Genomic DNA, 695 nt, shown 5'->3' with positions numbered 1-695 from the left:
GCCAGCCGCTGGCGCTCCTGCGCGCCCGCCGGGCTCAGGTAGTGGCGGTACGCGGCGTGGTGGATGCGCGCCTTCTCCTCCGCGGGGAGGCCCGCGAACACGGCCTCGCGCACCAGCTCGTTGCGGAAGCTCAGGCCCTCCAGCCGGTGCTCCACCAGCAGCCCCGAGTCCAAAAGCCGCCGCGTCGCGTGCCCCACGTCCAGCGGGAACTGCGCCGCGGCGCCGTCGCGCTCCAGCTCGCGCAGCACGCCGTCCGCCGCCGTGGCGGTGAAGGTCACGCCCAGCAGCGCGCACAGCCGGGCATGCGCGGCGAGCGCCGGAGGCAACGCGCCCAGCTCGCGGTCCGCCAGCCACTCCACCAGCCGCAGCTCCGGCACGCGGTCCAGCTCGTCCGTGACGAGGTACCAGTTGCCGCCCGGAGAACGCTGCCGCACCAGCCCCTGACGCTTGAGGCCGCGCACCAGCTCCACCAGGAACAGGGGCACGCGCTGCGCGCGCTCGACGATGCGCTCCACCGCCTGCGCGGGCACGTTCTCCACCGGCCTGAGCAGCGCGCGGCACAGGGCCTGCGCGTCACCCGGAGTCAGGCCGGACAGGGGCAGGTCCAGCTGGCGCGCGGCGCGGGCGCCACGCGGGCAACCTGAGCCCCTGGTGCTGGGCCGTGGCTCAAGCGGAGCTGGGCGTGCCGGTCGGTG

The 695-nt window shown here is 76.0% G+C and carries 1 pseudogene; it reads right to left on the bottom strand.

Features of this window, described 5'->3' with window-relative positions:
* Window positions 1–695: pseudogene (locus ACLEQD_RS44755) on the bottom strand (serine/threonine-protein kinase PknK); the annotation flags it as partial.

It is taken from the genome of Corallococcus sp. 4LFB (genome assembly GCF_046520365.1).
Classification (GTDB): Bacteria; Myxococcota; Myxococcia; order Myxococcales; family Myxococcaceae; genus Corallococcus; species Corallococcus caeni.
Note: the sequence above shows the minus strand (reverse complement) of the source record. Positions and strands in the feature narration are given on the sequence as shown.